The following is a 24,728-nucleotide window of genomic DNA, read 5'->3' as shown; positions in this document are numbered from 1 at the left end:
AGTAATGGTGACTATATAACGTAAGGCTTTTCATCAAATATGAAAAGGGGGATAACAAATGGCTACATTAGGGATGGGGATACTAGAAAAAATAAAGGGTAGTGGCAACTTAAAGGAGTTAAAGCAGGGATATCACCAATGGGTTGTGGATTTTCCAATAGCCTCTGCTGTTTGTGATGTCAAGGGCTTGATTATAGAAGCAAATGAGTCCTTCTGTCATCTATTAGAAGACATAGCGCCTAATGTGCAAGGTAAAACTATATTTGAATTCTTAAAACCAGAGGAAACCGATGTAGAATTCACATATGTAGAAGAATTACATAAAGGAGAGTCAATAACCATTAAGTCAGACTTATTCACCCAAACCAAGGGAATAAGGAATATAGAGATGACCATCTTACCGGTTCTGAGAAAACAAACATTAATTGGAATGCATATAGTCATTTTAGATCTCACAAAAGGAATGAAACTAGAAAAGAGCTTAAATCAGTTAAGGGAAAACGTCTTCTATGGACAAAAACTTTTAAGTATTGGGAGTTGGACCTATGATTTTCAAAGTGAAGAGCTTTTCGGATCTCAAGAAGTCTATGATATTTTTCAACGCACAACAGAAGAATTTGATAATAAAATAGAGAGCGTCTATACATTTATACACCCTGAAGATCAGCAGGTGGTAAGAAAATCAATGGAGAAAGCCCTAAGGGGAAATGACCATGATCAGGAATATCGGATTATGGTCCCAGGTGGAAAAGAAAAATATATCCACTCAAGGGCTGAAGTTTTATTTGATGACATGAATAGGCCCATTAAAATGATAGGCACTATACAGGACATTACAGGTCGAAAATTGATAGAAAATGATTTGAAAAGAATTGGTAAAGACTTAAATCATGCACAAAAAGTTGCTGGAGTAGGAAGCTATCGTTATGATTTAGGAAACGAGGAACTCTCTTGGTCAGAGGAGGTTTATCGGATATTTGGCGTTGACCCCCAAAAATTTACGAAGCGGTTCGAAAATATTATAACCTTGATTCATCCTGAAGACCAAGACACGGTTCAAAATTCAACAGCAGGATGCTTAAAGGGGAAGGCCTATGAAATTGAATATCGCATTATTGGTCTGGACGGATCAGAAAAATGTGTCATTAGTAAGGGGGAGCCTATATTTGATGATGACCAGGTCGTAATTGGGATATTAGGAACGATACAAGATATCACAGAGAATAAGTTATTGAAGACTCAATTGGAAAAAAGTTATAAGAATCTTGCAGAGGCCCAACGGTTGGCAAAAATGGGAAGTTGGGAAATGGATGTAATTAGGAATAAGAACACTTGGTCGGAAGAGTACTACCACATTTATGGGATTACAAATAAGGAGTATGATGGAAGCTATGAAGCATTTTTAAATTTTGTGCATCCAGAGGATCGGGAATTAATCGAAGATATCTTGGCGCATCCACCTCAGGTACAACCATTTGATATGGAATTTCGCATTATTAGACCTGATGGTTCTGTAAGACATATCTATCAGGTAGTAGAAATGACATTTGATCTAGAAGGTCATCTCACATATAGAAGAGGAATCATCCAAGATATTACTGAAAGGAAAGCACTTGTAAAGAAAATGCAAGGGATACAAGAAAATATAAATCATATTCAAAAACGATTTCAAGTGTTAATACGGGACTCCAGTGATGTTTTTGAAATCGTCAGCCCCGATGGAACCATTGAATACATTAGTCCAGCTGTAGAAAAAATCCTTGGCTATCAACCTAAAGAGATGGAAGGCCGAAATCTAATGGAATTTGCTTGGGAAATAGAAAAACCTAAACTTGAAAAGATGTTCAAGGTAGCTCTAAGTGAACCAAATAAGAATATCAAAAGAGAGATTAGTGCAGAAACTAAGCTTGGAAAAAGAATTTATGTGGAACTGACTATGAACAATCAATTGGAGGAACCCTCCATAAAAGGCATCGTATTAAATTGGAGAGATGTGACTGAACGGGTAGAAGCTCAAAAGAAAATGAACCATATTGCCACACACGATCAAATGACTCAGCTTCCCAACCGTTTACACTTTGAAAAGAAAATAGAATATCAATGCCAAGAGGCCAAGGAAAAAGGGACTACCTTTGCTGTGATGATGTTGGATATAGATGATTTTAAATACATTAACGATGCCCTAGGAATGGGTTTTGGAGATCAGCTGATTACTCAGGCTGCTAGGCGACTGAAGGACTTTTTAGGAGAGACAAGATGCATTTGTCGTTACTCTGGGGACCAGTTCGGTATTCTTATTTATAATTTAAAGGATATAGAGGCATATAAAAACATTGCAATGAAGATCATTGATTTATTTTCTAGCTCCTTTAAGATCGACCCATATGAAATTTATATTACAATGAGTGTAGGAGTGGCAATTTATCCTGATGATGGACAAGAGACTCAGTCCCTTATAAAACATGGGAATATTGCATTATTTCGGGCCAAGGAAGCTGGTAAGAACAGATACGAAATGTATTCTCCTAAGATGGATGTAAAAAATTATAAAGCCTTTACTCTGAAAAATGACCTTAGAAGGGCTATAAAAAATAATGAATTTAAGGTGTATTATCAACCTCAAGTCAACTTACAAACCAGTGAAATCATAGGTGCAGAAGCATTAATTAGATGGGAACATCCCACTTGGGGGCTGGTCTCTCCTAAGGAGTTTATATCTTTGGCAGAAGAAACTGGTTTTATCATTACCCTAGGAAACTGGATATTGAGGCAGGTGTGTGAGACCTATCAAAAGTGGTTGAAGGATGGCTTGCCAGCTATAAAGGTGTCAGTTAATTATTCTGGGATTCAATTTTTCCAAAAAGATATTGTGGAAAACATAAAAAATACAATTCATGAGTTTCAGCTGGATCCTCATTTTCTAGTTATGGAAATTACAGAAACTGTGTTAATGAATCAATCCCAGCAAGTTAGCGCAGATATCCAGAGTCTACAAGAACTTGGAATTAAGGTGGCAATTGATGATTTTGGAGCAGGTTTTTCCTCTTTGACATATTTAAATTCATTTAATGTAGATATTTTAAAAATAGATCGTTTTTTTATCAAGGGTATCCCCCTAGATGAAACCAGTAATAGAATTATTGAAGCTGTCATTAACTTAGCTAAAGACTTAAGAATACGTTTGGTGGCGGAAGGAGTAGAAACCTGGGATCAATTGAGTTATTTACGAAAGTTAAACTGTACTGTTGGACAAGGCTTTTTATACAGTAGGCCAGTTCCACAAGAAGACTTTGAAAAATTATTAGCTAAGAAGAAGTGTAGACCGATCCGGGCTAACAATGCCACATTCATACCCAATGAGGAAAGACGACGGTATTTTAGAGTAAACTTACCTCAGCTACTAGAAGCCAATATGACGATCTTAGAGATTAAGGGCAAAAAAGCCAACGTTGGAAATACAAAGGCTGTGATAAAAAACATAGGACCTGGAGGTTTATGTTTTATTTCTAATATTAGGCTGCCTATCAAGAGAGATATTATACTACAGTTTGAAACAGAGCTTTTAGGAAAAGAAGTTAAGGTGTATGGATGTCTTGTATGGACAGAAGAGATAAGTGAATCTTTAAATGAATATGGTATCGAGTTTACCTTTGATGAAAATGATCGTGTCGCTTTAACGGGAATACTAAATCAAATTCAGGTTAAAATGAAAAAAAATCCTGGATTTTGTGAGGGCCGGTTTATTACAAGATCTGCTATGTCGTATTTTCAGAGTGAAAGAAACTAAGAGGAAGAGGTTTATACTCTGTTAGTTTGTTAGGATTAAAGTCATAACATTGAAGATCAAAAGAATCTTTTGAAAAGCCTTCCGACAAAATTTGAAACCATTGATGGAGGATATCGATGGTTTCAAAAATACACAGGTCAGCAGAGTTAGAAATGATGAGATAGAGAGACGAAGAACAAAAAAAGCAAAGGATCAGGAAGGTAAGATCATTTTCAAGATCAGGTGGAAGGGAAAAGCTATAACTCAAGAAGCTATAAAAATAGATAAGGTATATAAATATACTAGCATATTGTAGACACAGAGAGTTGCTTTAACCGGCAACCCTCTGTGTCCTTTGTTTTTATTCCCGCCACTCACCCTAAAGACTAAAGGCCTCTGGGGTCCACAACCATTTGTCTCCATTCATTCATCTAGAAGGACACTTTTGTTTCACAAAATAAGTCATGCCTCCTTCATTTATTCCAACAAAAGATTGTAACTCACGGGTCTTGGCTATCGCTCCTTCCACAAACTGTTTGATTGAGGGGGGCCGGGGGAAAACAGACTGTTCCGATTACGGGGCATTCTTCCAGGTCTTTCATCCCCCAACTGACGTTCCACTTTCTTTAAACGAACATTATCTATAGTAAAATATCAGTAGGATAAATGGTTTAATATACCCCTAATCTACTGGTGTTTTTGATCATGCTGGAATTATTAAAAGGACTTTATTTTATTAGTATTGATAGTATAATATAAACCCTACGGGCAAGTGAATAACAATAAAAGAAAAGGAGATAAGCTGTGAAGGTACAACAAGTAATAATAGAAAATACTAAAGTAAGATACATATTAATTGATGATAAAGGTGAACCAGTTATACCGGCAATAAAGTATCTCAAGTATATTGATAATACTGGTAGAAGCATCAATACTCAAAAGACCTATTGCTACGCATTGAAACTCTATTTCTATTTTCTAAAGGAGCAAAATAAGATTTATAGTGAAGTTACTTTAAATGATTTAGGAACTTTCGTAGGATAGCTAAGAAACCCTTACGAGAGTCATCGCATTACTCCACTCAATGTAGTGCCGGCTAAAAGAACTGAACGAACAATTAATCTTATCATTACTGCCTCTATATTATTAATGCCTTCATTTATTAAGAGGGTAGCAGCAGAATAATAACAATCCAAAGGTAGGTCATGTTATTTGGAATCATATCTAGCATCTCTATTTGAAAGCAAAGAGTTTTAGTGGACGACTTTCGTGAGGAAAATTGAAAGACATGTATTAAAAGTTGTTTTAAAAGAGCATAAGAAAAATTCAAAAGTGAATAGTATGATTACAAAGGAATTGTAGTTTAAAGTTGCGAGTAAGTTATAAATTTCATAAAAGTAGGAAACATTTCTTCTTGACAAAGAAATGGATTGACTTTATAATGAACAAGAAATGAAAACAAAATAACTTGTTAGGAGAGGCTCCTAAATGAACACAGGCTATTGCCCAAAAATGTCGAGAGACGCCAATGGGTAGAACAGGCATGATCGGATTAAGGTCTGCTTAAGATAGCTGATTCAATTACTTGAATCTACGTCATTTAGTGCTAAAACCAGTACGAGGAGTTAATAGAGCAATATTCATAGACGTAACCCTTTTTTTAATGATGATTGATTTCGTTGATTAAATGGAAACTTTTTTGAATGCTTAGGTATGAGAAGTATACATACCTTTGTTTAAATGTGACTATAACGACTCCTGGGAGTCGTTTTTTTATTGCTTTAAATTGAGGAGGTGAGTTTAAATGGAAGTTGATAGTGATGTCCCCTGGTGGGGTAGGCGATGTATAAAGAAATGTAAAAAGTTAAAAACTAGAATGAAATCGGAGGGATTATCATGGAAATATTCAAAAATACCATTTGGACTCATCTGGAAAATAGAGAGATGGAGTCATTAAAAAAACTACTCAGTGATGCTGAAGTCATTGAGATATTAAATGTGATTAGGGAGTTGTCTTCTGAAGAGCAAGCCATTGTTTACCGTTTATTATCCAAGGACAAAGCATTAGAGATTTTTGAACAACTTGATACACATTTACAACAAAAATTATTAGCATCCTTTACAGAAGAACGGGTGATTGAGATCATTTCTGAATTAGCTCCAGATGATCGTGTTAGATTACTGGATGAATTACCTGCTAAGGTAACAAAAAAGCTAGTGGATTCCCTGTCACCAGAGGAGCGGAAAGAAACAGCACTGCTAATGGGGTATGAAGAAGAAACAGCAGGTAGAATCATGACAACAGAATATGTACGATTAAAAAGAAGCTACACCGCTGGAGAGGCACTAGAGAAGGTACGAGCCAATGCAAAAGAAAAGGAAACCATCTATACAATTTACATCACCGATGACAGTAGAAAACTGGAAGGTGTACTTTCCTTGAGAGAGCTTGTGATGGCGTCACCGGAGGATATACTTGAAAATATTATGCACCAAAAAGTGATTAAAGCATCAACTAGTACAGACCAGGAAGAAGTGGCACGAACATTACAAGAACTAGACCTACTGGCATTACCGGTGGTGGATAATGAAAATAGATTAGTCGGGATCATTACAATTGATGATGCCATGGATATTTTGGAAGAAGAAACAACAGAGGATATCTTTGATAAAGCAGGTTTAGCAGATTTTAATAGATTAGAATCTGACAGAAGTGCACGATTGGTTACCGGATCAGTCTTTCAAATTTGGAAGGTACGACTGCCATTTTTATTAATCACCATGTTCGGTGGATTAATGGCGGGAGTGGTGATTGGTGCATTTGAAGAGTCCCTAGAGGCCATCGCAGCTGTAGCTATTTTTATCCCAGTCATTATGGATATGGGAGGAAATGCTGGAACACAATCTTCTACCATCTTTGCTCGCGGCGTAATTCTAGGACATATTAACACAAGGAAGTTCTTAGACCATTTAAGAAAAGAAACACTGGTGGGATTAAGTATGGGAGCATTGATAGGGGTTGCCACAGGAATTATTGCATCAGTATGGCAAGGGATTCCTGAATTAGGAATCGCAGTAGGACTAGCATTAGCCATTACAATGACATTAGCAACAGCCTTGGGGTTCTTGATTCCTTTTATGCTATTAAAGCTGGGGGTTGATCAAGCTGCAGGAGCGGATCCAATCATTACAACCATTAAGGATATTTCAGGATTATTAATTTATTTTGTGTTAGTGAATCAGTTCCTAGGATATCTTTTATAGGAAGCTAATTAAACGACTCCTTTGGGGTCGTTTTTTCATATAGAAAACTTTGAAGGGAGTGATAAAACACTCTGTGTTATTAAAATATCTTTCACAGGATAGAGTGATGAAATTAAGCAAAAAGGAGCATGTTATAAAGGAAGATGAAATGAAAGCACAGTCTAAATGATAGATATTGAGGTGAATAGAATGCTGAAGGATTTTAATAAAAGCATGAAGTTGTATGTTAATCATCTTAGAAATATGGAAGCTATAGCTAGGGATCTTGATTATAGTCTTGGGGTGAAGAAATGTGGAGATCTATTGAATCGGGTAGAGGAATTGGAATTTCATGTGGCGGTGATGGGTCAATTTAAAAGAGGAAAAACTACCATATTAAATTATTTTATAGGAAAAGAAATACTTCCTACAGGAGTAGTACCTATAACAGCTATTACTACCAAAATAAAGTATGGTAATAAGCCACAAGCTAAGATTATTTTCCAAGGAGATTTGGAGAAAAGTGTAGATATAAATTCTATTGGGGAGTATATCTCAGAGCAAAAGAATCCTGAAAACAAAAAGAAGGTAAAACAGGTTGAGGTATACTTACCTGCTGAAGTGCTGGAAAATGGTTTAGTATTAATCGACACCCCAGGAATAGGTTCTACTTATAAACATAATACAGAAGCAGCATATAACTATTTATCAGAAGCCAATGCTGTAATCTTAGTGATGTCTGCTGATACACCAGTGGGAGAAGCAGAGATCGGGTTATTATCACAAGTAAAAAAGTATATAGATAAGATTTTCTTCCTCCAAAATAAAGTGGACTATTTATCCCAAGCAGAAGTAGAAGAGAGTCTCCATTTTTCTAAAGAAGTTATTGCAGAGACAATTGGGATAGAGCCAAGGATTTATCCAGTTTCAGCAAAACTAGCCCTTGAAGGGAAAGTGCAAGGGGATTTTGATAAAATCAATAGAAGTGGTATTAATAAGTTTGAAGATACATTGTATAGGTTTCTACTAAAAGATAAAGAAACATATTTAATGAAAAGCTATGGAAATAAACTCATAGAAATAGTTAGTGCTTTATATCAGCATTTGGATTTTAAGACAAATATATTAATCAGCGATATCGAAGTGATAGAGGAAAAAGTCAATGCATTTAAAAATAGGTTGCAGGAGACAATGTCTATGAAAAAAGAAGTCCAAGTGATGGTGGAGATTGAATTAGAAGAAATAATAAAAAGTTTTGAGAAAAACTTGGAGGAATTTAAGGTACAGCAAACTAAAAATATAATAAATAAGATTAGCCAAGCAGCTAAAGGCAATAAACACATCCATTCAAAAGAATTATCACAGTTACTAAATCAACGGTTAGAACTTGAAATAGAAAAGGCATATAACGACTGGAATAGCCAACAGGAGGTTGTAATTAGACAATCCTACGAAGAAATAACGTCTAGACTTAGGGATAAGTTAAATGAAGTTATAGTTGAAATCAATAATATAACCTATGATTTATTTAAAACAAAAATTGTACAACCAGTTGATGAGTTTCATTTGATTGATAGGGATACCTTCTATTTTAAGTTTGGCTCATCCAGTGCTCCTTTCCTTACTCCAAAATTGAAGGATTTTATGTTTGTCCTTCCTAGGAGCATTAGAAATAGAAAAATCATATCAGATACATTAAATAGAGTGGATAATGAGATAGAGAAGAATGGTAACAATTTAAAATGGGACTATACATGTAAGATTAAGGACAGTAAGTATATTTTTGAGAGAACTTTTCAAGAATATATTAACTCTACTGTTGATGATCTGATGACTATTATTGATAAAACAAAGGAATTGAAGACAAAGGAAGATAGTCATATACAGAAGGAAATTGAATTCTATCAGGACAGAAAAGTAGAATTAAGAAAAATAGAAGGGGAAATAGAGGCGTTAGAAGTGATGGTTTGAGGGAAAAGGTCGGTGGTTCAATTCCGCTCGCCAGCTCTATTAAAAGATTGAAAAATACACTCTATGGGAAGAATCGGAGGGTGTATTTTTTATGTTTCATCAAAAATAGTGCCACTTTTATTTTTTCTATAATTAGATGTAACTTTAATAAAATAAATTTTACAAACACTCGGAAATAAATGTCATAAATACTAGAAATTTATCGCAAAAACATATGTAATTCATGTAATGAGTCTACGGTCCTAGGATTTCAAGAGAGATATCTTGAAAATTTAACTTATGAGGAGAAATAAGGTTGTTATTACAGCAGTATGTTAAACAATAAAATTCACCTATTGAGAAAGTTTAGTTTTATCACATGATTAGTTATGTAATCCCACTAAGAAACTATATTATAAACATGGTAATTGAGATAATTTAATTAATGTGAGTAATGAAATATTTAATGAAACTCGTGAATTCAGTTCTGCTTCGAAATATTTCTGGAACAAGGCACATGGGCCTTTAAAAGAGCTTCAATGCAGAAGAAGTTGTGGTTCAACTTCTTTACCCTGCTAAACAATGTAACGAAGCTATGGTTACTGAGATAAATCAATATTGATAAGGGCAAACTTATTGAAAAATAAGGACGCAAAGCTATGGATATAAGGGAAAACATCATTCCTATGATTGCCAGGTTGCCGAAATACAAACTCGAAAGCATGAAAACCAATATGCTTTGTGAGTATTTATGTATTGAGACACCTGGCCTCCCTTTAGAGATCGGGTACTTTTTAATGAAAAAATATAATTGAGTCTAGTGAAGATAAGGTCTTTAAATTATGATGCACTCCATTGGTAAATTTAATGGTATAAGCAATGCAGTGGAGAGAATGGGCCTAGGTCCAGGTATTTTTGAAAGTTTAAAAGAATCAGTGGATGCAACTAATGATGAAATGCTGAGGATTGAAACTTAAGATCCATGGTCAGATGAGAAAAAAGTACTCAGCACTATAAGTTGTCCATCATATCCACAATGTACAGCAATCGTGAAAATACAACAAATAATGACAGAAAAGAAGGGATTTTAAATATTAGGTAGAAAGTATTAGCATAGAGGAATTATAAAAGGAGAAGAGGAAAACATGTTTAAAATATTAGGTAGAAAGAATCGGGAGAAGGATTCAATTATCGTTGAAAAGGACAATAGGATCAAAGAGTTGTTAGATCAAATGACACAAATTATAGTTGAAATTAACCAAATAGTCAGCTCCACAAAGGAATCAACAAATGAGATGGATAGCACAGCTCGAAATCAATCTGTAGCTATGGATGAGTTAGTGAGCACAATAAAAGAATTTATAAAAGGGACAGAAGAAATTACAACTAACATTATGAAACTTTCTGAAATTATAGAGAGGACATCACAAAAAAGCGAAAATGGTAGAAGTAAAACAACAAATATGGTTGAAACATCACAGCAAGGTAAAGGTTCGATGAAAAAGATCGATGAAAATGTTGGTCTTGTTATGAATTCAATGGAATCACTATCGGATACAATACTAGAAGTTGGAAAGTCAGCTTCGGAAATCAAAGATGTTATTTTGGTGATAGAAAATATTGCGAACCAAACAAACATGCTTGCATTAAATGCAGCTATTGAAGCTGCGAGAGCAGGGGAACATGGTAAAGGTTTTGCGGTGGTAGCGGAAGAAGTAAGAAAACTAGCCGAAGATGTTAAAAGAGCCACCCAGAATGTTGAAAACTTAGTATTAAGTGTTGAAGATACAGCTAAGAGAGCAGTCGAGGAAACAGCATCAAATAAACAAAACATGCATTTAGTTCAATCGTCAGTACAAGAAACTGATGAAGTATTTGAAAAGATGATTACATCGATAAATGAAGTTGAAGACCAGTTTAATGATATTGTAAATGAAATCCAATCAGTCAATGAATTTGCACAGAGTATTGCTAGTGTTACAGAGGAACAACTGGCAGGAACAGAAGAAATATTAGCCTCTTCGGAAAATATTGATGAAATGGCTATAAAAACCTTAAACAACAGTAAAGCCGTATCAGACAATACTGAGCACTTATTTAAGCAATCAACTGCAGCATCTAAGCATATTGTAAGTCAACTGAAAGATATAGCAGGAACCAGTGGCGAGCATGGTTACATTTTTTATAGACACAATATTGAAGGTGTTTTTGAATATGTAACAAAATCAGTAGAGGATGTGCTTGGGTATACTGTGGATGAATTTATGGATAATTTTGAGAAATTCATTACGGATAGCCCTATCAATGAAGAAGGAATGGTACACACTGAACTTTCTATAAAGGGTGTTCAGCAACCCAAATATAAACTTGAGCTGTTAAGAAAGAATCAGTTAAGGTGTATTGCAGAAATAACAGAATTTCCTGTATTTAATGCAAAGGGAGATGTGATAGCAATAGAGGGACTAGTACAGGTAAAAGAGTAGCGGATGCAATGAAAAGGCTTGGGACACTACACTTTTCTCGAAAAGTATGGCAAATATATATAAGGATTGATAAGATAATCACAAGCAAGATAACAAATAGATGATGAAAATGTATTTGATGAAAACAAGAATGTTAATTTAAAAGAGCATGGATCAATATCAGTTTCTAACTGAATGATTCATGCTCTTTTATTTGTAATACACTATAAGATCAATGAATAACCGCTACTACGATATCTGAACATGGAATTTACCAGGGGATTCATATCCATTCATTTGGGCTTGGGGGAGATATTAATGGTATTGCTCTAGGGTTAAACATTCACCATATCTTAATACACATCGTATACTTTATAGTGTTTAGCTTGAATTTATTCTTAGTATGCAGAAAGCTGTACACTACTTATGTGATCAAAAATGTCCATGTGTGAGCGGTAGATAATATTTAGGAGAATTGTTAAACATAATTTGGACTACAAATGTAGGTAGAGACTATTTTGGAAATGAAATCATGGGAACTATAGATGAAATCCCATCTGTGTAAGCATTTCTTTGTCTTTATCGATATTATTACCAGATGTAGTTAATAAGTCACCAGTTATGGTCGCATTGGCACCTGCATGGAATGCCCGCCTTCCGGAATCCTCCATAAGACTTCTACCAGCAGCTAATCGAATATTAGCTGTTGGATTAATAAAGCGGAACATCGCTACAGTTCTTAGTATTTCATCCTCCGTTAAGGGTTCAAGATCTTCATATGTAGTTCCTTTAATTGGCATTAAAGTATTGATGGGAATGGATTGTATCTTTAGTTCTGCTAAGCTAACAGCCATATCCAAACGATCTTCAAATGTTTCACCCATTCCAATAATTCCACCAGAGCAGACCTTGAAACCTAATCTTTGTGCAAGTTTAATTGCATTTATTTTATCTTTATATGTGTGGGTTGTGCAAATATTAGGAAAATTTCTTTTTGAAGTTTCTATATTTTCGTGATACATCGATACGCCACTTTCTTTTAAAGCAATAAAAGCTTCTTCTGATAATAGACCATGTGAAGCACACAAATCAATATCACATTCTTCCTTCATTCTTTTGTAAGCATCACAAGCAACTTGTAAGTCTTTTCCTTTTAATTCACGGCCGGCGGTTACAATAGAATAGCGGTGTACGCCTTTATTAGCATGTTTTTTACAATCCTCTACAATCAAATTTGTATCTAAAAAACTATATTCTTCGATTCCCGTATGGTGGTGGCTACTTTGGGCACAGAATTTACAATTTTCACTGCATTTGCCACTTTTTCCATTAATAATAGAACATAAATTAACAGCATCACCACATAATACTTTACGAATATTGTCAGCACCTTGACAAAGTTCTTCTAAATTTGCAGTAGCGAAAAAACGTAAATCTTCTTCACGTTTCAGTCTTCTTCCTTCGATTATTTCTTTTGGTAGTTTTTTGATGTCCATAGTATCCTCTTCTTTCTCTTGAAATATTAAGTGATTAAGATTTTGTATAAATTATAGATATCCAGCTCTTTTTACCTGTTTTTTTACAGTAGTCCCTACGGATATTGCAATTACAATCTTTGCAATATCCCCGATGATGTATGGAATTACACCTGCAAACAAAGCTTCTTTAAAAGTCAAGTTGGCCTGGTAAGCTAACCAGCCTGTACCCAAGGCGTAAGTTACAATTGTTCCAATCGCCATGCCTAATGCGTGCATGTAGATTTTACCTGGGAATCTATCAACAAAGAAGCCAGCAATCAACGCTATAAAGATAAATCCAATCAGGTATCCACCAGTTGGACCTAACAACCTAGCAGGACCTGATGTGAAACTTGAAAAAACCGGTATACCTACAAATCCAATCATAAGGTAAACTAAGTAGCTGATAGTTCCTTTTTTCCATCCAAGCATAATAACGGAAAAATAGATAGCAAGGTTAGTGAAGGAAATTGGGACTGGTGACATGGGAATTGTAATGGAAAGTGGTCCCAAAATACAAGTAACTGCAGTCATAAGACTGATTAAAGTAAGATTAGTTGTTTTTTGATTTTTCATAATGTAGTCCTTTCTTATATATATATATGAGTTATTCTTTTCCATGTAATTATACTTCGTGTAAACAACGCTGTCAACCAGTTTGATATTTTGGTTAACCATTAAATATCGCGGGGGACAATGGGGACGGTTCTTAGGGGACAATGGGGACGGTTCTCGTTGACATACAGATGATGATATGGAACTATATGAAGCATGGAGCAAATATCTTATAGGAGAATTGAAATTTCCGTTTGAAGCAGGAGTCAGTGAATATTTATCTATTATAGAGTCAAGAAATCAGATTAGGAATATGATGGAATCAGGTAGTTTATTTAAGTCAGCTAAATTAAATTGGGAGATGATCGGTATGACTGAGGCGGATTTCAAAGAATATTTAAAAAACCAGGGACGAAGTATAGGTAAATATTATTCATGTGGTAAGGCATTAGGTCTAAATGCCATCAATGATATAATCAAGTGGGCTAAAGGGGTAGAAAAGGTTTTTGATTTGCATTTAGATACGATTGTAGAGGACTCTGGGGAAACCCAAAAGCTGATTAGAAAAATTCATCTTAGCAATGAGATTACAGATAAGCAGAAAAGGAACTTTTCCGATGCCGTAAAAGCATATTTTGGATTTGTAAATGGGTATGAACTGCCGGCAGAGTCAAAAAGTGAAAGCCTAGTATTTCAAATGGATTAATGATGTGTATGATAATAGATACAACTAAGTAATTTCATCAAAATTTTAAAAAATACAACATCTAAGATGATCTAGAGGTTGTATTTTTTTGTTTTAAAATATTCTTTGACAATTTATGAGAGATGGCATATAATACTAACATACCCCCGGCGTAAGGGGTGGGGGAACAACCGGGTTTGAGGAGGAGATAAAATGAAAAAAAAGTATATGAAGACAAATCGTGCTTTTACACCGATTCGCAAGTATGGGTGGTTATTTACGGTGTTAGTGGCTGTTGGTGGTATATGGCAGCCTAAACTAGGGTTATTAGTGATATTCATTATGGCCGCTTTAACAGCAACAGCCTTTTTTAGTGGTCGTTTTTGGTGTGGTAACTTGTGTCCCCATGGGAGCTTATTTGATGTCATCATGCTACCTGTGAGTCAGAATAAAAAAATACCAGGATTTTTAAAGTCTAAAACAATGATTAGTGCATTTTTTATATTTTTTATGTTTAACTTTATGAGAAGAATAGCGGTAGTAGTACCTCTTTGGGGAACCACTAGCTTTTTAGATAGATTAGGATTTGTTTTTTCAATGACTTATTTAATGGTCTTAATCCTGGGTGGGATTTTAGCAATCACAGTTAATCCAAGGACTTGGTGTCAGTTTTGCCCTATGGGAACATTACAAAAGCTTTCATATCAATTAGGAAAGGCCTTAGGGATAGCTAAAAAAACAGAAAAAAAAGTGACGATTTCAAATAAAGATAAATGTATAAGCTGTGGTAAATGTGAAAAGGTCTGTCCCTTCCAGTTGGCGCCATATTTAGATTTCTCGGATAAAAACCAATTTGATCATGTGGATTGCATTAAGTGTGGTGTCTGTACAGAAAACTGTCCAGTGAACATCTTATCTCTTAACACAGAAGAAGAGGCAATTCAATTAAAGGAAATGATTCCCATGAAAGATGATATAATAGTTAAATAGACAGATAAGAAAGGAAGTGTATAGTATTTATTGATTAAGAGGTTTTAATTGTTGAGTCACTTTGATAGTAATATGTGAATTGGAGGGAGAAAGTTATGTTTACCATTGTATTGTATATCTTAGCTGCAGTTTTACTGCTGGTATCCTTTGTAAAGGATCGTAGAAAAACAAAAATGGCTTTGAAAAAAGCATGGAAATCCTTTGAAAATATTTTGCCACAATTTATCGCAATCTTGATTATCGTGGGCATTATGCTGGCTATAATTAGTCCAGAAATGATTTCTAGGTTAATTGGAAACCAGTCAGGCTGGATAGGCATGCTGGTCGCCGCAACGATTGGTGCCATTACCTTAATACCGGGATTTGTTGCATTTCCATTGGCTGCGGCATTACTAAATGGAGGGGCAGGATTTATGCAAATTGCTGTCTTTATTTCTACATTGATGATGGTGGGGGTTGTAACAATCCCAGTGGAAATTAGTTATTTTGGTAAAAAGGCAACTCTTTTAAGAAATGCAATGGCTTTCTTATTTTCATTTGTCGTGGCAATTGTGATTGGGGTGGTGCTAAAATGATAAAATTAATGATAAGATACCGTGTTGCCTTAGCATTAATCGGGATTAACCTGCTGCTTCTGATTATTTCTCCAGCAATAGGGAGAACATCTATTGAGATGACCGGGAATAATGCCATGGAGATGCTGGCTGTGATTCCACCAATTTTTATTTTGCTAGGACTTTTAGATGTATGGATCAAGAGAGAGACCATGATTAAACTCATGGGTGAAAAGTCTGGACTTGTAGGTATATTGATAGCCTTTTTAATGGGATCCGCAGCAGCAGGACCTCTATACGCTGCATTCCCAGTAGCAGGACTTTTGCTTAAAAAGGGAAGTAAGCTATCAAATGTCTTTATTTTTATTGGGGCATGGTCAACTACTAAAATCCCATTACTGTTATTTGAAGCCTCTGCAATGGGGTGGAAATTCATGCTCACAAGATTCATGATTAACATAGTGGGAATTGGAATGATAGCCTTTGCTATAGAAAAACTTTTAGGAAGTGAAGATAAAAAAGAGATTTATGAAAAAGCCACAGAAATGAATTAAAGTAAAAGTATGTTGCAGGTAAAAAATAAATTAAAGTGAAAATGGTTATGCGAGCTTTGGTATCAAGCTACGCATAACCATTTTGATTGATAAAAGTAATGCTGTGGTAATATAAAATGATAGGGAGATGATTGTATTGTATAAGTGGATTGTTGTTATATTAATCGTAGTGATGAGTTTTATATTCTACAATAACAATAGGAAAGAAGAGGGGTATCAAAAAATGAATCCAGTAGACGCTAGGCTCCAACTTGAGGAGGATTCGAATATTCTCCTGATAGATGTAAGAACACAAGAAGAATATATGCAGAAGCACATTGAAGGAAGCAAACTCATCCCGCTAAATGTACTAGAGAGTAAAATAAAGAAGGCAGTCCCAAATAAAGAGAAAAAAATAATTTTGTACTGTCAAACCGGCAGTCGCAGTGCGGCCGCTGCCAATATGCTACTAAACATGGGATACAAAAATGTACATGATCTAGGTGGAATCAATAAATGGCCTTATGAAACAAAAGGTAGCTTGTAAAAAACACGGATTTTTTTGAAGTGATGATTAATTATTTTTTTATCTTTACAAAGAACACACGTTCTTGTATAATGAAAACAGAACATACATTCGGAAAAGGTGGGGCGACATGAAGTCAAGGGTATCTGTAGGAACAGTAAAGGAACTAAGGGTGTATCTTAATCAGTGGAAAGTAACTACAACCAAGAGGTGATAGTATGAGGATTGTCAATCAACCCATTCAAATGATTGCTTGGTTCAAGGAAGATGGGACAGCTCATCCGATGAAATTTAGATACCAATCTACCGATGACATGTGGGAAAATGTAAAGGTAGAACGGATTTTGCTACAGGAAAAGAGTCGCTTTGTAGGCATTGGTATATCGATGTCAAAGCAATGTAAGGGGTGAAGAGCGTCTTTATGAACTTCGTTATGAAATCAACAATCAAAAGTGGACTTTACATAAGATATAGATAAAAGTAAGATGAAGAGGTGGTTAAATGATTGATTATGTGCTAAAGTGCGCCCATGAAAACCAAAAAAACATTACAATTATCTATCAAAAAGGATTGGAAATCACCCAACGAAATGTAAGGATTTTGCAGATAACAGAGGAAAAAATCCAATGCTATTGTTTTGAGAAGAAAGCCATTAGAAATTTCAAAAAGGATCACATCTTAGCAGCTTTGATGCTTGAGGGTATCCAAGGAAAGAATAGTGACAATAGTAACAAGAAGTATAGGTAGATTTGAAAATCAGGGTATAGCTCCTCGGGTAAGCGGAGTTATCCCCTGATTTTATATGTAATATGACAGAGGACGTAGGTTTGTTCTATTGAGTCTAGACCATAATGCTGACTATGCTATAATGGGATAAACTTAATTATTCAGAGATAGAGGTGATCATGTGTATACAGGAAATCAATATATTTTGTTGTTCTTTGTGTATGGGTTGGCTTTTTTTTCAATGGGCATCGCTGCTTTTCTTCAAAATACATCTGAGGAAAGTAGTTTTCCTCTTTTGAAATGCATACATTATTTAGGGTTTTTTGGAATCATTCATGGGATTACAGAATGGATTATTATGCTTAGAATCACAAATATGGTTCCGCAATATCAATTGAATCTGTTACTCTTAGGCACTTTTACAAATGCATTATCCTTTGCATTTTTATGGATGTTCGGTGCGAAGCTACTCCAAAAAGAAGGGAAGGTGAAGCTGTTAATTGAGGGATTACCTTGGTTACTCTTTGGCCTCTGGTTAATGGCTGTTATTGCATCCTATATGAGATATCAAACAACATCTCTTCATTGGATTTTTATAGAGGATACCATGAGTCGATACTTTATCGGTTTCCCTGGGGCATTGATTTCTGCATTGGCACTTTATAAAAATGCTAAACATATGGAACAATTAAATATCGTGACTGCTTCTTTACAGCTAAAGGGAATGGCCATTGCATTTGGTGTATATGGGGTGCTGGCAGGGGTCGTTGTTAAAAATAAGCAAATTTTCCCATCTAACATCATCAACAGAGAAAACTTTTTCAATTTATTTGGTTTTCCTGTGGAGCTGGGACGTGGGATATCAGCAATTATTATTACCATACTATTTGTAAGCGTCATTAAGGTGTTTCAATGGGAGATCAATAAAAAAATAAAGAGATTAACCAAGCATCAAATTGTAAGTGATGAAAGAAAAAAAATGGGACAAGAGCTGCATGATGTAATCATTCAAAATCTTTTTGCAACAGGACTACAGGTGGAAAATATTATTGAGATGGAACCCAATTCGAAGTTCATTAAAGATTTGCATTATATCAAAAACAATTTGAATGTGACCATTACACATGTACGTCAATTCATTGAGCAGGTGGCAAGTGCTAAAATTCAAATTGAAGATTTAAAGCTTAGATTGACTGGCTTAGTTGATAACTTTCAACGGGTTTGTAATATACCAATTGAACTGCAGTATAAGATCACCGAAGTAACACTTGGTTCTTTATCCCAGGAGAAAGCCACTCAAATATACTATATTGTTCAGGAGGCTTTATCTAATGCCATTAAACACTCGGAGGCAAATCGAATAACAATTGATATTAAAACCACATTAAACACCGTCGGAGCAACAATAAAGGACGACGGAAAGGGCTTTGGTTTACAGCAAATCCCTAAAGGTGGCCATTATGGTCTGGTTTCAATGAAAGAACGGGCTGCTAATGTGAATGGACTGTTAGATATCAAAAGCAATGAAAAGGGAACGCGAGTAACAATTACTATTCCATGGGAGGAGTCAGAGGATGCAGAAGAAGATTAGAATACTACTGGTTGATGATCATGAAATATACTGAAATTTTAGATACGGATGGTAATGTAATTCCAGGATTATACGGAGCTGGTCGCGTATATGGTAATGATACAATGGGTAATGTTGTATTCGGTAAAATTGCAGGTAAAAACGCTGCAGGTAAGTAATCAATAATTAAGTTCCCTCTTAATTAATATAAATGCGACATCTAGAGCTCTCTAGATGTCGCATTTTCTGTTAGAAAGCCTAAGCCTAGGCGCACATATGATGCAATTAGGCATTGTCTTTATAATAATCATTTCCTATTCTTCATTTAAGATTCAAAAAATTCTATAGGTCTGAATCATTTAAAGAAAGTACTTTTAATGCGGTTGTATCATCGGTAATCAGCACGTTAATAAACCCACCTCGTAATGCTCCTAAGATGGCCTCTGCCTTGTAAGTACCCGAGGCAACGCCAATGGTGTATTTTGCTTGTCGAAAGGTATTTAGATCTAGTCCAATGACTTTTTCGTTGATGTCAACGTCGATGGACATGCCGTTAATATCATATAAACGGGCATAGATACACCCAACAGCTTTATGGGAAATCAAATCATGGTGTTTATTTTTAGTCAAATAATTTGTCCATAGGGTTGAAGAAAAGACTGCATCAACGGTACCGACGCCAGTCAAAACAACATCGGCTTTACTGGCCAAAAAGAGTGTGTCGTTGATGACTGGCTCCTGTAATAATGCTTTTCTAGCATAGTCATTATCGATGTATAGTGGTGCATACAGCTGTTTGTACTTTCCTCCATAAATTGTAGCTAGGCTTTGAATCAGTTCAGGAGAATCAACCGATGGGTTATCCATTGCAGCTGCACCTAAGACTTGAACGGCTGTGATGGGAATTTTTTTCTGGGGTTTTATATGTTTAATTACATTAAAGATTGTTTTACCCCACAGAACCCCTATAACAGAATGATCTGTTATGATGCTTTCTAAATAAGTAGCTCCTAACTTACCTAAAGTTGGAATTGTTTCGTCATAAGGAATCACATGAGTATCTAATACAATGGCAGCTTTTAAGTTGAACTGCTCTGTTAATAAGGCTTCGATTTCCTGAAGTCTTTCATTCGGACGGTTAATAATAATTTCAACTACATTTTGTGTGCGGGCTTCTTGTAGTAGCTTGGACACTTTAAAGCGAGTTGTTGACAGTGAGGCAGCAATTTCCACCTGGGTCATATTGAGCTCATAATACATATGAGCCAGCTTCGCAAGGAAAGCTTTTTTTTCTGTTTCATTCAGTTTTTCATATTGATCCATTTTAACTACCCTCTTATCATCGGATTATTAACTATAAGTGTAAAATTATCTTTAATTATAGCGGATTCATGATGAATTTTCAAGTTTCTAGATTGATTAGAAATTTAATGATAGGATACTGTGGGCAATTTCATACATATGTGAATACCGATAACATATGTATGACTAAATTTAGATAGTTTATTGTTTAACAATGATTTTGCGACCCGAAAACATAGAATAGTTAAATAAATATGAACATATGATAAATGCAATAACAAATGTTTTGACAAAACAAAAATGATTTGTTATTCTTAAATGGAAAATTGAAAACATATGAGAGGTGGACATGTCCACTTAAAGTAATTTGATAAAGATATTTTCATAATTATAAAATCCTAGGAGGTGTAGTTGAATTGTTCCAAGGGGAACAGTTCAATGAATAACATGAGTATTGATATGAAAGAGGCATCACTCAATTTACATCGAAAAAGAAAAGGAAAAGTAGCGATGCGGGGAACGACGCCAATGAAAAATGGCACAGATCTAGCAATGGCTTATACACCAGGGGTGGCGGAGCCCTGTTTGGAGATATTTAAAGATAAAAACACTGTATATGACTATACAATGAAGGGAAAGACTGTTGCGATATTGACAAATGGCACAGCGGTATTAGGACTTGGTAACATTGGACCAGAAGCAGGACTTCCAGTTATTGAAGGGAAGGCACTGTTATTGAAAAAATTTGGTCAGGTAGATGCCATGCCAATATGTTTAGACTCAACAGATTCTGATGCAATTATTAAAACGATTCAAATGATTGCCCCAGGTTTCGGCGGAATTCACTTAGAAGACATTAAAGCACCGGAATGTTTCTATATTGAGGAAAAACTAAGAGAATTACTAGACATCCCTGTGTATCATGATGATCAGCATGGAACAGCAATTGCAGTATTGGCTGGTTTGTATAATGCTTTAAAGGTTACTGGTAAAAGCATCGAGGATGCTAAAATTGTGATCAATGGTGCTGGGGCTTCGGGAATTGCAACAGCAAAATTATTAATTAGTGCCGGGGTAAAACATATTGTACTCTGCGATTTAGAAGGAACTCTCCTAGAAGGTGATACCGGTTTGAATGAGGCGCAACAAAGCATTGCACAGGTTACAAATCGTCAATTGGAAAAGGGATCATTACGTGACATTATTAAAAATAAAGATGTATTTATCGGCGTTTCAGCTGGTAATGTTGTGGATGAAGCCATGGTAAGAAGTATGAATGCAGATAGTATTATTTTTGCTCTGGCAAATCCATTGCCTGAAGTTCACCCTACGGTGGCAAAGGCAGGGGGGGCTCGGATCATTGCAACGGGTAGGTCGGATTTCCCTAATCAAATCAATAATGTGTTAGTATTTCCAGGAATGTTTAAAGGTGTATTAAAGGTAAGGGCAAAGGATATTTGTAGTGAAATGAAAATAGCTGCAGCTAAGGCTATCGCAGATTTGGTGAGAGAAGAAGAATTAAAAGAAGACTATATCGTGCCAAATGTATTCGATAAGCGAGTCAGTATTGGTGTGGCTAAAGCGGTGATGAAGGCTGCTAGAGAAGTTGGAATAGCAAGAGTATAATATATTGTTTGATCCCCTACAAGATAGTTGATAGGGGATTTTTATTTAAGTACTTGAAGTAAATAATAATTAATAGAATAAAGACTAAATATTTGGTAAAATGATAGGGGAGTAAATATTTTGTTGGTTTATGGCGATTGACATATTAAAATTAGAATGGGGTGACCTATGAAAGAAAAGATAAAACAGTTGTATCGTGAAGTGAATTCTAGGATTGTTAAACTGGTATTGGTAGCTATTATTGTTATGGGGACCCTATTTGGGCTATCATTAGGAAGCTATCAACACTATCGGGAGACTGTTATTAAATCTCAGCAAGAGAATATATTAAACCTAGTGACCACAGTATCAGCTCAGTTGGAAATATTCTTTAACGAGAAGGATGATTACCTAAAGGAGATCATAACTGAAACTCAATTTAAAAATCAATTTATTGAATTGACTGAAGGTAAAACAGATAATATTACCTTAGTAGATCTTTTGTATCGAACCCAAGGAAAGGCTTTTACAGCTTTGGAGTTGATTGACGTAACGGGAGGCATCATCAAAGTATACACTGATGAGGAGACCTATCAATATAGGCAGGGACAAGATCTTCAACAAGCGTTGATGAATAGAGAAGATGTATATTTTGTTGATAGTGAAATTGAACAAACAATCAACATAATACACCCCATTAAAATAGAAGGAGAGCTACATGGATTTATTAGAATGAAATTAGATAGCAAGTATATTTATGATGTGTATATAGTTGATTACAGACTTCAGGAAACAGGGTACATGTCAGTTAAGGATAATTTGGGGAGGTTATTACTGCACCCATCTAATGAAAGTATAGGTGGAGATGTAGTAGAGGTTAGGCAACAACAATATCCTAATTATGATTGGACTGAACTGGAAAGTATTGTAAAAAAACAAATGGAACAAGAGACTGGAGTAGGGCTCTATCATTCGATTTGGCCAGGGGATAATACCCGAGTTCAAAAAATTAATGGATATACTCCCAGTAGAATAGGGGATACGTTCTTAATTATCAATTTCTCAATAGATTATGATGAGACAATTGTCGGTATCGAAAAAATTAGGGATATCACAATTGTTATTTCTATCATGCTTATTCTTGTTTGTATTGTCATTATTATCTATATTTATAAGGTAGAGGTGAACCGAAGCAACCTAGAGATTGAAGCAAGGTATTTTAATCAACTGAGGGAAAAAAATGCACTTTTGATGCATCAATCACGGTTTGCTGCTATGGGAGAAATGTTAGCTACCATAGCACATCAGCTAAAACAACCATTAAATACATTGAAGCTTTCTCTATATAACATAGAGGACTATCATACACTGGAGGAAGATGATCCAGCTTATTTACAGGATCTTGTGGGTTCCACTCATTGTTCTATTGAACGAATGGCTAAAACCATAGATGATTTCAAATTCTTTTTTAAGCCCCAAGATAAAAATGTAGCCTTTAACTTATATGAAGCAATTCAATTTGCTATAGATCTTAATTTAGCCACAATCAACTACCTAGAAATAAAGACCGATATTCAAGGGGATAAAGCCCTAAAAATTAAAGGCGAAAGCAATATATTCTCACAAGTGATTTTGAATCTTGTAAATAATGCTATTGATGCAATGAAAGATAATAAAGGGATTCGAGAGATAAAGATCGTAATCCATGAAGGAGAAAAGGACGTGCAAGTAACCATTGAAGATAATGGGGGTGGGATGCCAAAGGAGATAGTAGATAGAATTTTCCAACCCTATGTGTCAACTAAAGGAGATCAGGGAACTGGATTGGGACTTTATATTTCAAAGACCATATTAAAAGAAAAGTTCAAGGGAGATATATCTATAATCAATATAAAGAATGGGGTAAAGGCAAAGATCACTTTGTACAAGGAGGAAAAGAATCGTGTCTGATAATAACCTATTGAAAAACTTAAAAGTACTTTATGTGGAAGATGAAGAAGAGGTAATGAAGCAGATGGAATTTTTTCTAAAAAAAAGGGTGGGAAAGTTGATTACTGCACAAAATGGAATGGAAGGGTTGGCGGCCTTTAAGGAAAATTTACCGGACTTAATCATTTCAGATTTGAAAATGCCTATCATGGATGGAATTGCCATGACGAGGAAAATAAGAGAAGTTAGTGATGTTCCTGTGGTCATTACAACAGCTTTTTCCGAGCAAGATATGATACTGAAGGCCATTGATATTGGAATTGAAAAGTACATTATTAAACCGATTGATGCAAGAGAACTGACAGAGGTAATGAAAAAAATTGCTGTTAAAATTCTTCGAAATAAAGGGGTACTATTAGAAGTTAGAAGTAGGATGATGTCTAAAGAGGAAAAACTTACCATAGAAGACAATCTCAAAAATTCATTTGGAAAGTTCATCAAAGAGAAGACTGGAAAAGGGCCTAAAAACGTAAAAGTGTTTATGCACGGTAATAAATTAGAAGTGGAAATGGTAGAGGTCTTAACGAAATTTGAAAAAACAATGTTGGAAGTAGAAAAAAACAGAGCATTAATCCGATACTACCGAGAAACCTTTTATCAAGACTTTGAAGAAGAAATGAAAACGATGATTAACACGTTTTTGCCCTGTGAAAGTCAATTAAATGATATCAAGATCGATGTAGTAGAAGATAAAAGTAATCTTATTTTTTTAATTTGTTAAAATACTTTGTTAAAAATACTTTACAAAATTCACA

Annotated in this window: 23 protein-coding genes and 2 riboswitches; of the genes, 19 read left to right on the top strand and 4 right to left on the bottom strand. The window is 35.2% G+C overall.

Features of this window, described 5'->3' with window-relative positions:
• Positions 1 to 58: 58 nt before the first annotated feature.
• The 3 genes from AMET_RS24445 to AMET_RS15985 all read left to right on the top strand — a co-directional run bounded on the left by AMET_RS24445 (position 59) and on the right by AMET_RS15985 (position 4,810).
• Positions 59 to 3,787, top strand: coding sequence for an EAL domain-containing protein (locus AMET_RS24445; protein ID WP_012064352.1), 3,729 nt, complete (start codon positions 59 to 61; stop codon positions 3,785 to 3,787).
• A gap of 103 nt (positions 3,788 to 3,890) precedes the next feature.
• On the top strand, positions 3,891 to 4,082 hold the full coding sequence (locus AMET_RS15990) for a hypothetical protein (RefSeq protein WP_012064351.1): 192 nt from the start codon (positions 3,891 to 3,893) through the stop codon (positions 4,080 to 4,082).
• Between the two features lie 488 nt (positions 4,083 to 4,570).
• Positions 4,571 to 4,810, top strand: a complete 240-nt coding sequence (locus AMET_RS15985; protein ID WP_012064350.1) for a transposase — start codon at positions 4,571 to 4,573, stop codon at positions 4,808 to 4,810.
• A gap of 20 nt (positions 4,811 to 4,830) precedes the next feature.
• On the opposite strand, the gene AMET_RS26945 is transcribed toward AMET_RS15985, so the two are convergent.
• A complete protein-coding gene (locus AMET_RS26945) occupies positions 4,831 to 4,962 on the bottom strand; it encodes a hypothetical protein (RefSeq protein ID WP_278184215.1) in 132 nt (43 codons plus the stop codon).
• A 264-nt stretch (positions 4,963 to 5,226) separates the two neighbouring features.
• A riboswitch (M-box (ykoK) riboswitch) is annotated at positions 5,227 to 5,398 on the top strand.
• 264 nt (positions 5,399 to 5,662) lie between these two features.
• Here AMET_RS26945 and mgtE point away from each other — a divergent pair.
• The 4 genes from mgtE to AMET_RS15970 all read left to right on the top strand — a co-directional run bounded on the left by mgtE (position 5,663) and on the right by AMET_RS15970 (position 11,442).
• Complete coding sequence (mgtE, locus tag AMET_RS15980) at positions 5,663 to 7,030, top strand: magnesium transporter (protein WP_012064349.1); 1,368 nt, start codon at positions 5,663 to 5,665, stop codon at positions 7,028 to 7,030.
• 165 nt (positions 7,031 to 7,195) lie between these two features.
• The gene (locus AMET_RS15975; protein ID WP_041720929.1) at positions 7,196 to 8,980 is read left to right on the top strand and encodes a dynamin family protein; all 1,785 of its coding nucleotides are present in this window, start codon (positions 7,196 to 7,198) and stop codon (positions 8,978 to 8,980) included.
• 595 nt (positions 8,981 to 9,575) lie between these two features.
• Positions 9,576 to 9,665, top strand: a riboswitch (cyclic di-GMP riboswitch).
• A 136-nt stretch (positions 9,666 to 9,801) separates the two neighbouring features.
• Complete coding sequence (locus AMET_RS26940; RefSeq protein WP_012064346.1) at positions 9,802 to 9,936, top strand: hypothetical protein; 135 nt, start codon at positions 9,802 to 9,804, stop codon at positions 9,934 to 9,936.
• 168 nt (positions 9,937 to 10,104) lie between these two features.
• Positions 10,105 to 11,442, top strand: a complete 1,338-nt coding sequence (locus tag AMET_RS15970) for a methyl-accepting chemotaxis protein (protein ID WP_012064345.1) — start codon at positions 10,105 to 10,107, stop codon at positions 11,440 to 11,442.
• Between the two features lie 518 nt (positions 11,443 to 11,960).
• On the opposite strand, the gene bioB is transcribed toward AMET_RS15970, so the two are convergent.
• Together bioB and AMET_RS15960 are read right to left on the bottom strand one after the other, a co-directional pair.
• Positions 11,961 to 12,917 carry a biotin synthase BioB gene (bioB, locus tag AMET_RS15965; protein ID WP_012064344.1) on the bottom strand — a complete coding sequence of 319 codons (957 nt, stop codon included), beginning with the start codon at positions 12,915 to 12,917 and terminating at the stop codon, positions 11,961 to 11,963.
• Between the two features lie 51 nt (positions 12,918 to 12,968).
• A complete protein-coding gene (locus tag AMET_RS15960; RefSeq protein WP_041720927.1) occupies positions 12,969 to 13,559 on the bottom strand; it encodes a biotin transporter BioY in 591 nt (196 codons plus the stop codon).
• Between the two features lie 133 nt (positions 13,560 to 13,692).
• Between AMET_RS15960 and AMET_RS15955 the strand changes: the two genes are divergently transcribed.
• The 9 genes from AMET_RS15955 (at position 13,693) to AMET_RS25885 (ending at position 19,256) form a co-directional block, all read left to right on the top strand.
• Positions 13,693 to 14,199 carry a hypothetical protein gene (locus AMET_RS15955; protein ID WP_012064342.1) on the top strand — a complete coding sequence of 169 codons (507 nt, stop codon included), beginning with the start codon at positions 13,693 to 13,695 and terminating at the stop codon, positions 14,197 to 14,199.
• 192 nt (positions 14,200 to 14,391) lie between these two features.
• Positions 14,392 to 15,168: a 4Fe-4S binding protein gene (locus AMET_RS15950; RefSeq protein ID WP_012064341.1), complete on the top strand. Its 777-nt coding sequence runs from the start codon at positions 14,392 to 14,394 to the stop codon at positions 15,166 to 15,168.
• Positions 15,169 to 15,263: 95 nt separating this feature from the next.
• Positions 15,264 to 15,743 (top strand): permease, encoded by a 480-nt coding sequence (locus AMET_RS15945; RefSeq protein ID WP_012064340.1) that lies wholly within the window; start codon positions 15,264 to 15,266, stop codon positions 15,741 to 15,743.
• Positions 15,740 to 16,276 carry a permease gene (locus AMET_RS15940; RefSeq protein ID WP_012064339.1) on the top strand — a complete coding sequence of 179 codons (537 nt, stop codon included), beginning with the start codon at positions 15,740 to 15,742 and terminating at the stop codon, positions 16,274 to 16,276. The genes AMET_RS15945 and AMET_RS15940 overlap by 4 nt, the downstream gene beginning before the upstream one ends.
• Positions 16,277 to 16,412: 136 nt before the next feature.
• On the top strand, positions 16,413 to 16,802 hold the full coding sequence (locus AMET_RS15935; RefSeq protein WP_012064338.1) for a rhodanese-like domain-containing protein: 390 nt from the start codon (positions 16,413 to 16,415) through the stop codon (positions 16,800 to 16,802).
• A 197-nt stretch (positions 16,803 to 16,999) separates the two neighbouring features.
• Entirely contained in the window at positions 17,000 to 17,191 is a 192-nt protein-coding gene (locus AMET_RS15930; protein WP_012064337.1) for a hypothetical protein, read from the top strand.
• A 91-nt stretch (positions 17,192 to 17,282) separates the two neighbouring features.
• Positions 17,283 to 17,528: a hypothetical protein gene (locus tag AMET_RS15925; RefSeq protein WP_012064336.1), complete on the top strand. Its 246-nt coding sequence runs from the start codon at positions 17,283 to 17,285 to the stop codon at positions 17,526 to 17,528.
• A 160-nt stretch (positions 17,529 to 17,688) separates the two neighbouring features.
• Positions 17,689 to 19,098, top strand: a complete 1,410-nt coding sequence (locus AMET_RS15920; protein ID WP_012064335.1) for a sensor histidine kinase — start codon at positions 17,689 to 17,691, stop codon at positions 19,096 to 19,098.
• A 20-nt stretch (positions 19,099 to 19,118) separates the two neighbouring features.
• The gene (locus tag AMET_RS25885) at positions 19,119 to 19,256 is read left to right on the top strand and encodes a hypothetical protein (RefSeq protein WP_157047271.1); all 138 of its coding nucleotides are present in this window, start codon (positions 19,119 to 19,121) and stop codon (positions 19,254 to 19,256) included.
• Positions 19,257 to 19,419: 163 nt separating this feature from the next.
• On the opposite strand, the gene AMET_RS15915 is transcribed toward AMET_RS25885, so the two are convergent.
• Complete coding sequence (locus AMET_RS15915) at positions 19,420 to 20,400, bottom strand: sugar-binding transcriptional regulator (protein WP_012064333.1); 981 nt, start codon at positions 20,398 to 20,400, stop codon at positions 19,420 to 19,422.
• A 417-nt stretch (positions 20,401 to 20,817) separates the two neighbouring features.
• Here AMET_RS15915 and AMET_RS15910 point away from each other — a divergent pair, with 417 nt between their 5' ends.
• From AMET_RS15910 to AMET_RS24440, 3 genes are all read left to right on the top strand, one after another.
• A complete protein-coding gene (locus AMET_RS15910; RefSeq protein ID WP_012064332.1) occupies positions 20,818 to 22,005 on the top strand; it encodes an NAD(P)-dependent malic enzyme in 1,188 nt (395 codons plus the stop codon).
• 168 nt (positions 22,006 to 22,173) lie between these two features.
• Positions 22,174 to 23,934 (top strand): sensor histidine kinase, encoded by a 1,761-nt coding sequence (locus AMET_RS15905; RefSeq protein WP_012064331.1) that lies wholly within the window; start codon positions 22,174 to 22,176, stop codon positions 23,932 to 23,934.
• Positions 23,927 to 24,694, top strand: a complete 768-nt coding sequence (locus AMET_RS24440; protein WP_012064330.1) for a Na-translocating system protein MpsC family protein — start codon at positions 23,927 to 23,929, stop codon at positions 24,692 to 24,694. Before AMET_RS15905 ends, AMET_RS24440 begins: the two co-directional genes overlap by 8 nt.
• The last annotated feature ends 34 nt before the right edge of the window (positions 24,695 to 24,728 follow it).

This window comes from Alkaliphilus metalliredigens QYMF (assembly GCF_000016985.1).
Classification (GTDB): domain Bacteria; phylum Bacillota; class Clostridia; order Peptostreptococcales; family Natronincolaceae; genus Alkaliphilus_A; species Alkaliphilus_A metalliredigens.
Note: the sequence above shows the minus strand (reverse complement) of the source record. Positions and strands in the feature narration are given on the sequence as shown.